We start from the raw sequence: 8,263 nt of genomic DNA on the forward strand, positions 1-8,263 counted from the left end.
GCCCCGGCGGGGAGGCCGCCTCCGGCCGCGCGGCCGCCGCCGTCGCCGCCGCCCGCTCCGCCCTCGGCAAGCCCTACGTCTGGGGCGCCAACGGGCCCGGCGGCTTCGACTGTTCAGGCCTGACCCAGTGGTCGTACGCCCAGGCCGGGGTGGCCATCCCGCGCACCTCGCAGGCCCAGCGGCACGCCGGACGGCAGATCCCGCTGTCCGAGGCCCGGCCCGGCGACCTGGTCGTCTACCGCTCCGACGCCAGCCACGTCGGCATGTACGTCGGCAACGGCCAGGTGATCCACGCGCCGTACCCCGGCGCGCCCGTGCGCCACGACCCGGTGGGCATGATGCCCATCTCGTCGGTCACCAGGGTCTGACCCCGGCGGCGCCGCGCCCGTACCCTCGGAAAGGTGGCAGGTCGTAGGCGGGGTCCGGGGGCGTCCGTGGTGGCGCTCGTTCTGCTGCTCGCGTCCCTGGTGGCGTGCGGCGGCGGGCCGGACGGCGCCCGGGCCGAGGTGCAGTCCCTGCTGGACCGGCGCGCGCGGGCCCTGCTCGACGGCGACGCCGCCGCCCACGCCCGCACCGGCACCCGCGCCGGGTACGACAACCTGCGTGCCGTGCCGCTGGCCGAGTGGTCCTACCGGGTGACCTCCGTGCACCGCACCGGCGACACCGCCACGGCCGACGCCGACCTCAGCTACCGCGTCGACGGCTACGACCCGTCGCCCGTCACCACCGCCCGCACCCTGAGGCTCAGCCGGGACTCCGACGGCCGGTGGAGCGTCGACGCGGACCGGCCGGCCGGGTCCTCGGGCCAGCAGCTGTGGGACCAGGGCCGGGTACGGGCCGTGCGCGGCGGGGGCAGCCTGGTGCTCGGCGTCGGCCAGTCCGACGACCGGCTGCGCGACTACGCCCGGCTGGCCGACCGGGCCGTGCCCGCGGTGTCCGACGCGTGGGGGCGGCGGTGGTTCCGGCACCTCGTCGTCCTGGTGCCCACCTCCCTCCAGGGCATGGCCGGGCTGCTGAACTCGCCCGCCTCGTCCTACCGGGGCATCGCCGCGGTCACCACCGGCGAGACGGGCGCGGGGGAGCGGGCCCCGGCCGACCGGATCATCGTCAACCCCGACGCCTTCGGACTCCTCGGCGACTCCGGGCGGCAGGTGGTCCTCACCCACGAGGCCACCCACGTCGCCACCCGCGCCCACACCAGCGCCTCCACCCCGCTGTGGCTGTCCGAGGGCTTCGCCGACTGGATCGGCTACCGCGACGGCGCCCGCACCCCGGCCCAGGCGGCGCCCGAACTGGCCCGCGCGGTCGCCCGGGGCGACATCCCCGAGGCCCTCCCGGCCGACGACGACTTCGGCTTCTCCGGCGACGCCGAGGGCCTCGCCCGGGCCTACGAGAGCGGCTGGACGGCCTGCCGCCTCATCGCCGACCGCTGGGGCGAGGACCGCCTGCGCGCGTTCTACCGGGCGGTGGGCGCCCACGACCGGCGGGAGGGCGCGGTCGAACAGGCGTTGCGCGACGTCCTGGGCACCACCCACGCCGACTTCACCGCCCAGTGGCGCGACCACCTGCGCAGCGAGCTGGGCTGAGACCGCCGGGCAGCGGCCGGACGGTCAGGAGGAGGACACCCGCGTGCCGTCCGTACGGCTCGGGCGCGGCGCGAACGGCAGGGCCGGGCGGCGGGGCACCACCGTCGCGGACCACAGGGCCCGGGCCGCCAGGAGCGTCGCGGCGACCAGGAGGCCGTTGCGCACCGCCAGCAGCCCGATGCCCAGCCGGTCACTGGCCACGACGTGGGCGAACCACACCGGGAACTCCAGCACCGTCACCAGGCACGCGGCCAGCACCAGCCCCGCCGGCAGGCGCATCCGGCTCGCCCGGAAGCCCAGGCACACCGCCGCGAGGCCGACCAGCCACACCATGTACTGCGGGCTGATGACCCGGCTGGTGGTGACGAACACCAGCACCGCCACGAACGCGGCGTCGGCCACCGTGTGCGGCGCGAACCGGGTGGCCCGCAGCCGCCACAGCACCAGCCAGCCGAAGCCCGCCGCGCTCAGCAGCAGCGCGCCCGTGCTCACCCAGCCCACGTACGGGCCGACGAACTCCACGGAGCCGTAGTTGAGCAGCACCTCCCCGTCCCAGCCGAAGTGCCGGGCCACGTGCAGGACGAGCGCGCCCAGCGACTCGACCTCCGTGCCCCGGTCCCGCTGGAACGTCAGGAACGCGAACGCCCCGGGCATCGCCACCGCGAACAGCGCCGCCAGGCCCGCGCCGGTCAGCGCCGCCGACACCCACACCGAGCGCCGCCGCACCCCGAGCAGCAGCAGCGCCGGCCAGCCCTTCAGCAGCGCCCCGAACGCCACCAGCGCCCCCGTCAGCCGCGGCCGGCGGACCCCGGCGAGCAGCGCCGCCACCGCCACCGCGGTCACCATCACGTCGTAGCGCGCGTACACGGTCGGCCCCAGCAGGGGGACCCCGGCCACCCACACCCAGGCGCCGGCGAGCGACCGCCCGGACCGCGTCCCGGCGCGCCACAGCAGCGCCAGCGTCACCAGGTCGGCGAGGCACACCAGCACGAAGAACGCGGTGGTGTACTCCAGGAACGGCAGCAGCGCGGGGGAGAGCACCGCCAGGGCCGCCGCGGGCGGGTACTGCCAGGTGACGTCGTTCAGCGGAAACGTTCCGGTACGCAGCACGGTGTACCAGTCGTGATAGATCACCGACACGTCCGTGGTGACGTCCGGGCCGGGGAAGACGACCGCCTTCAGCACGCACAGCAGCAGGAACGCCCGGGTCAGCCCCCACACGGTCAGCAGTCCGGTGAGGGACCGTGCGGCGCCCGTCGTCTTCACGTGGTTCCTGTCCGTCGGTGTGGGGGTCCCGAGGCAGCCATGATGTCCCGGACCCCGCCGCGCGTGCCACCGAGGCGCCCGGCCGGGCGTGCCGCGGGGGTTCGGTAGGGTCGGCGGCGATGCACAAGACCCTGATCGTGACCAACGACTTCCCGCCCCGGCCCGGCGGTATCCAGGCCTTCCTGCACAACATGGCGCTGCGCCTGGACCCCGGCCGGCTGGTCGTCTACGCCTCCACCTGGAAGCGTTCCCGGGAGGGCGTCGAGGCGACCGCCGCCTTCGACGCCGAGCAGCCCTTCACCGTCGTGCGCGACCGCACCACGATGCTGCTGCCGACCCCGGCGGTCACCCGCAGGGCGACCCGCCTGCTGCGCGAGCACGGCTGCACCTCCGTGTGGTTCGGGGCGGCCGCCCCCCTCGGCCTGATGGCCCCGGCCCTGCGCCGCGCCGGCGCCGAGCGGATCGTCGCCACCACCCACGGCCACGAGGCCGGCTGGGCCCAGCTGCCCGCCGCCCGGCAACTGCTGCGCCGCATCGGCGAGTCCACCGACACGATCACCTACCTCGGCGCGTACACGCGCGAGCGCATCGCCCGCGCGCTCACGCCCGAGGCGGCGGCCCGCATGGTCCAGCTGCCGCCCGGCGTCGACGAGAAGACCTTCCACCCCGGCTCGGGCGGCGACGAGGTCCGCGCCCGGCTCGGCCTGACGGACCGGCCGGTCGTGGTCTGCGTGTCCCGCCTGGTGCCGCGCAAGGGCCAGGACACCCTCATCCGCGCGATGCCGGCGATCCTGGCCGCCGAGCCCGACGCGGTGCTCCTGATCGTCGGCGGCGGCCCCTACGAGAACGACCTGCGCCGGCTGGCCCGCGACACCGGGGTCGCCGCCTCGGTCCGCTTCACCGGCTCCGTCCCCTGGTCCGAGCTGCCCGCCCACTACGGCGCGGGCGACGTCTTCGCGATGCCCTGCCGCACCCGGCGCGGGGGACTGGACGTGGAGGGGCTCGGCATCGTCTACCTGGAGGCGTCCGCGACCGGCCTGCCCGTCGTCGCCGGCGACTCCGGCGGCGCCCCCGACGCCGTCCTCGACGGCGAGACCGGCTGGGTCGTCCCCGGCGCCACCCCGGAACCCACCGCCGACCGCATCATCACCCTCCTCGCCGACCCGGCCCTGCGCCACCGCATGGGCGAGCGCGGCAGACAATGGATCGAACAGAAGTGGCGCTGGGACCTCCTGGCAGAAAACCTCAAAACCCTCCTGTAACCCCGGGCCCCGCTCCAGGGGCGCGAGGAACCGCGCACCCAGGGGAAGCCCCGGCTCAGGCATGCTCCCCGCCCGGAGGCACCCCCTCGGGGGCGCGGGGAACCGCGCACCTCACGGAAACACGGGGTCCCGTACAAGCCCCGGGGAGGCACACCCCCCCAGGGGCGCGAGGAACAACGCAACCCCTTACTTCGCGTAGATCGCCTCGATCTCGTGCGCGTAATCCTTGGCGACAACATTCCGCTTCAGCTTCAACGACGGAGTCAGATGCCCCGACTCCTCCGTGAACTGCGCCGGCAGAATCCGGAACTTCCGCACCGACTCCGCCTTGGACACCGCCGCGTTCCCGTCGTCGATCGCGGCCTGGATCGCGGCCAGCAGATCCGGGTCCTCGCTCAGCGCCGCCGCCGTGGACCCCTCCGGCTTGCCGTTCTCGACGCACCAGCGGCCCAGGAACTCCTCGTCGATGGTGACCAGCGCGCCGACGAACGGCCGCCCGTCGCCCACCACCATGCACTCGGCGACCAGCGCGTGCGCCCGGATGCGGTCCTCGATGACCGCCGGGGCGACGTTCTTGCCGCCCGCGGTGACGAGGATCTCCTTCTTGCGGCCGGTGATCCGCAGGTAGCCGTCCTCGTCGAGGGTGCCGATGTCGCCGGTGTGGAACCAGCCGTCGGCCAGCGCCTCGGCGGTCGCGGCCGGGTTGTTCCAGTACTCCTTGAACAGGTGCTCGCCGTGCAGCAGCACCTCGCCGTCGTCGGCGATGCGCACCACGGAGCCGGGCAGCGGCTGTCCGACCGTGCCGATCTTCTGCCGGTCCCAGGGGTTGAACGCGGTGGCCGCGCAGGACTCGGTGAGGCCGTAGCCCTCCAGGACGCTGAAGCCGATGCCGCGGAAGAAGTGGCCGAGGCGTTCGCCGAGCGGCGCGCCGCCGGAGATGGCGTACTCGCCGCGCCCGCCGAGGACCGCGCGCAGCTTGCCGTAGACGAGCCGGTCGAAGACCTTGTGCTTCAGCTTCAGGCCGAGCGACGGCCCGGACGGCGTGTCCAGGGCGCGGCTGTAGGCGATCGCGGTGTCGGCCGCCTTGTCGAAGATCTTGCCCTTGCCGTCGGCCTGCGCCTTGGCGCGGGCCGAGTTGTAGACCTTCTCGAAGACCCGCGGCACCCCGAGGATCAGGGTCGGCCGGAAGGAGGCCAGCTCGTCGGTGAGGTTCTTGATGTCGGGCACCAGGCCCAGCTTGATCGGCGCGACCATCGGCGCGATCTGCACCATCCGCCCGAAGACGTGGGCGAGGGGCAGGAACAGCAGCACGGAGCACTCGCCGGTGCGGAACAGCGGGCGCAGCCGCTCGACGATGTTGCCGCACTCGGCGAAGAAGCTGCGGTGGGTGAGCACGCAGCCCTTGGGGCGGCCGGTGGTGCCGGAGGTGTAGACGATGGTCGCCGGGTCGTCGGCCTTCGCGACCGAGCTGCGCTCCTCGACCACCCCGTCGGTGACGTCCTGGCCGAGGCGTCCGAGCTCGTCGAGGGCGCCGGCCTCGATCTGCCAGACGTGCTTCAGCTCGGGCAGCCGGTCACGCACCGACTCCACGGCGGCCGCGTGCGCGTCGAGCTCCACCACGCAGGCGGTGGCACCGGAGTCGCTGAGGATCCAGGCCACCTGCTCCGGGGAACTGGTCTCGTACACGGGCACGGTGATGGCGCCCGCGCTCCAGATCGCGAAGTCCAGCAGCGTCCACTCGTAGCGGGTCCGGGACATCAGGGCCACGCGGTCGCCCGGCTGCACACCGGCGGCGATGAGCCCCTTGGCGGCGGACAGCACCTCGGCGAGGAAGGTCGTGGCCGTCACGTCCTGCCAGCTGCCGCCGGCCTTGCGGGCGATGACCGCGACATCGGGGTGCTGCGCGGCGTTGCGGCGGACGATGTCGCTCAGGTTGCCGTCCGCAGGGACCTCGTACAAAGCCGGAAGGCTGAACTCGCGCAAGACTGCTGCTCCTCTTAGGGCGCCGGCGCCACGACGTTGTGCGATGCGACGGTGCGGTCCAAGGCTCGGGAGAGTGCTCGCGAAGTCAACGGTTGAAATCCCGAGCACGACTGGACTGCCCGGACGTTACCCGCCGGTATGGCTTCTACGACAGGGGGTCCCGGTGAGATGTTCGCTGCGTCACACAAATGGTGCTTTCCTTTCGGAGCGTAGTCCACCCGCCGTACGACGGGCCAACGACGGCCGCCGCGGGGCGCCCCTGTTCACCGCCGCGAACGCTGCCTACCCTTGATCGGCATGGCAACCGCACAGGACCGAAACCGGCGGACCCGCGTCCACGTGGTCAGCGACGTGCACGGCAACGCCCGTGACCTCGCCCGGGCCGGGGAGGGCGCCGACGCCCTGATCTGCCTGGGCGATCTGGTGCTCTTCCTCGACTACGCCGACCACTCGCGCGGCATCTTCCCCGACCTGTTCGGTGTCGAGAACGCCGACCGCATCGTGGAGCTGCGCACCGCGCGCCGCTTCGAGGAGGCCCGCGCCTTCGGCGCCCGGCTGTGGGCGGGGATCGAGGGGGACCGGGCCGCCGCCATCGAGAAGGCGGTGCGCAAGCAGTACGCCGAGCTGTTCGCCGCGTTCCCCGCGCCGACGTACGCCACGTACGGCAATGTCGACATGCCGCCGTTGTGGCCGGAGTACGCGGGGCCGGGCGTCACCGTCCTCGACGGCGAGCGGGTGGAGATCGGCGGGCGCGTCTTCGGCTTCGTCGGCGGCGGCCTGCGCACCCCGATGCGCACGCCCTACGAGATCAGCGACGAGGAGTACGCGGCGAAGATCGAGGCGGTCGGCGAGGTCGACGTGCTGTGCACCCACATCCCGCCCGAGGTGCCGGAACTGGTCTACGACACCGTCGCCCGCCGTTTCGAACGCGGCAGCCGGGCCCTGCTGGACGCCATCCACCGCACCCGGCCCCGTTACGCGCTGTTCGGGCACGTCCACCAGCCGCTGGTGCGCCGGATGCGGGTCGGCGCCACCGAGTGCGTGAACGTCGGGCACTTCGCCGGCACCGGCCGCCCCTGGGCCCTCGAGTGGTGACCGCCGGATCCGGCCAGGATGTCCCAGGTCGGGTGCGTTGTGCCGGTCCGCTGCGCGGTAGCCTTCCGCTGCACGGGCGTGCGCGGGGAGCCCGTGCACGGCGATCCGACGACCGGCCCGCATCTGGAGGAGCCACGGCGATGGCGGAACACACCAGCTCGAGCATCACGATCGAGGCGGCACCGGCCGAGGTCATGGGGGTGATCGCCGACTTCGCCCGCTATCCGGACTGGACCGGCGAGGTGAAGGAGGCGGAGGTCCTCAAGACCGACGGCCAGGGCCGCGCCGAGCAGGTGCGCCTCGTCATGGACGCCGGTGCGATCAAGGACGACCAGACCCTCGCCTACACCTGGACCGGCGAGCACGAGGTCTCCTGGACCCTCGTGAAGTCCCAGATGCTGCGCTCCCTCGACGGGTCCTACGTCCTCAGGCCCGCGGGCGCGGACACCACCGAGGTGACCTACCGGCTCACCGTCGACGTCAAGATCCCGATGCTCGGCATGATCAAGCGCAAGGCCGAGAAGGTCATCATCGACCGCGCGCTCGCGGGACTGAAGAAGCGGGTCGAGTCCGGGCTCGAGTAGCCGGCCCGCTCCAGCCGCCGCGGCGCGCACGCGCCGTTCGCGCCGGTGGCGCACGGGTACCGTTCACCCTCATGCGTACCCTCCTGATCACGGGCCCCGGCGGCAGCGGCCGTACCACCGTCGCGGCCGGCACCGCGCTGGCCGCCGCCCGCGCGGGCACCCGCACCCTCGTCCTCGGCACCGACCGGACGGACACCCTGGGCGCGGTGCTGGGGGTGCCCGTCGGGGCCGCGCCCGTCGAGGCCGCCCCGGGGCTCACCGCCCGCCGCGTCGAGGCCGACGCGGACTTCCGGGAGGACCTCACCGCCCTGCAGGACCGCGCCGGCGCCGCACTCGACCTGCTCGGCGCCTCCCGCCTGGAGCCCGACGAACTGACCCCGCTGCCCGGCGCCGAGGAGCTCGCTCTGCTGCGCGCCCTGCGGGACGCGGCCCTGTCGGAGGAGCACGACCTCCTCGTCGTCGACCTCCCGCCCGCCGAGCGCGCCCT

The 8,263-nt window shown here is 73.9% G+C and carries 8 protein-coding genes; 6 read left to right on the plus strand and 2 right to left on the minus strand.

Annotated elements, in window-relative coordinates; genetic code table 11:
* Together G3I53_RS26690 and G3I53_RS26695 are read left to right on the plus strand one after the other, a co-directional pair.
* On the plus strand, positions 1 to 368 hold a 368-nt coding region (locus G3I53_RS26690; protein WP_164438853.1), incomplete at its 5' end, for a C40 family peptidase.
* A gap of 33 nt (positions 369 to 401) precedes the next feature.
* Positions 402 to 1,586, plus strand: coding sequence for a hypothetical protein (locus tag G3I53_RS26695; protein WP_343240696.1), 1,185 nt, complete (start codon positions 402 to 404; stop codon positions 1,584 to 1,586).
* Positions 1,587 to 1,610: 24 nt separating this feature from the next.
* Here G3I53_RS26695 and G3I53_RS26700 read toward each other — a convergent pair whose 3' ends face one another.
* Positions 1,611 to 2,852, minus strand: coding sequence for a glycosyltransferase family 87 protein (locus G3I53_RS26700; RefSeq protein ID WP_164438854.1), 1,242 nt, complete (start codon positions 2,850 to 2,852; stop codon positions 1,611 to 1,613).
* A 119-nt stretch (positions 2,853 to 2,971) separates the two neighbouring features.
* On the opposite strand from G3I53_RS26700, the gene G3I53_RS26705 reads away from it, so the two are divergent.
* Positions 2,972 to 4,114 (plus strand): glycosyltransferase family 4 protein, encoded by a 1,143-nt coding sequence (locus G3I53_RS26705; protein ID WP_164335246.1) that lies wholly within the window; start codon positions 2,972 to 2,974, stop codon positions 4,112 to 4,114.
* Positions 4,115 to 4,300: 186 nt separating this feature from the next.
* Here the strand turns inward: G3I53_RS26705 and G3I53_RS26710 are convergent, their stop codons facing one another.
* The gene (locus tag G3I53_RS26710) at positions 4,301 to 6,097 is read right to left on the minus strand and encodes an AMP-dependent synthetase/ligase (RefSeq protein ID WP_164335248.1); all 1,797 of its coding nucleotides are present in this window, start codon (positions 6,095 to 6,097) and stop codon (positions 4,301 to 4,303) included.
* A gap of 339 nt (positions 6,098 to 6,436) precedes the next feature.
* Here G3I53_RS26710 and G3I53_RS26715 point away from each other — a divergent pair, with 339 nt between their 5' ends.
* The 3 genes from G3I53_RS26715 to G3I53_RS26725 form a co-directional block, all read left to right on the plus strand.
* On the plus strand, positions 6,437 to 7,192 hold the full coding sequence (locus tag G3I53_RS26715) for a metallophosphoesterase (RefSeq protein WP_164335252.1): 756 nt from the start codon (positions 6,437 to 6,439) through the stop codon (positions 7,190 to 7,192).
* 140 nt (positions 7,193 to 7,332) lie between these two features.
* Complete coding sequence (locus G3I53_RS26720; protein WP_164335250.1) at positions 7,333 to 7,776, plus strand: SRPBCC family protein; 444 nt, start codon at positions 7,333 to 7,335, stop codon at positions 7,774 to 7,776.
* Positions 7,777 to 7,847: 71 nt separating this feature from the next.
* On the plus strand, positions 7,848 to 8,263 hold a 416-nt coding region (locus G3I53_RS26725; RefSeq protein WP_164346557.1), incomplete at its 3' end, for an ArsA-related P-loop ATPase.

Source organism: Streptomyces sp. SID14436, from assembly GCF_010548465.1.
Lineage (GTDB): Bacteria > Actinomycetota > Actinomycetes > Streptomycetales > Streptomycetaceae > Streptomyces.

Excerpts from the sequence above, each read along its gene's own strand:
- G3I53_RS26705 (WP_164335246.1), top strand. The coding sequence starts at position 2,972 with ATGCACAAGACCCTGATCGTGACCAACGACTTCCCGCCCCGGCCCGGC.
- G3I53_RS26720 (WP_164335250.1), top strand. The coding sequence starts at position 7,333 with ATGGCGGAACACACCAGCTCGAGCATCACGATCGAGGCGGCACCGGCC.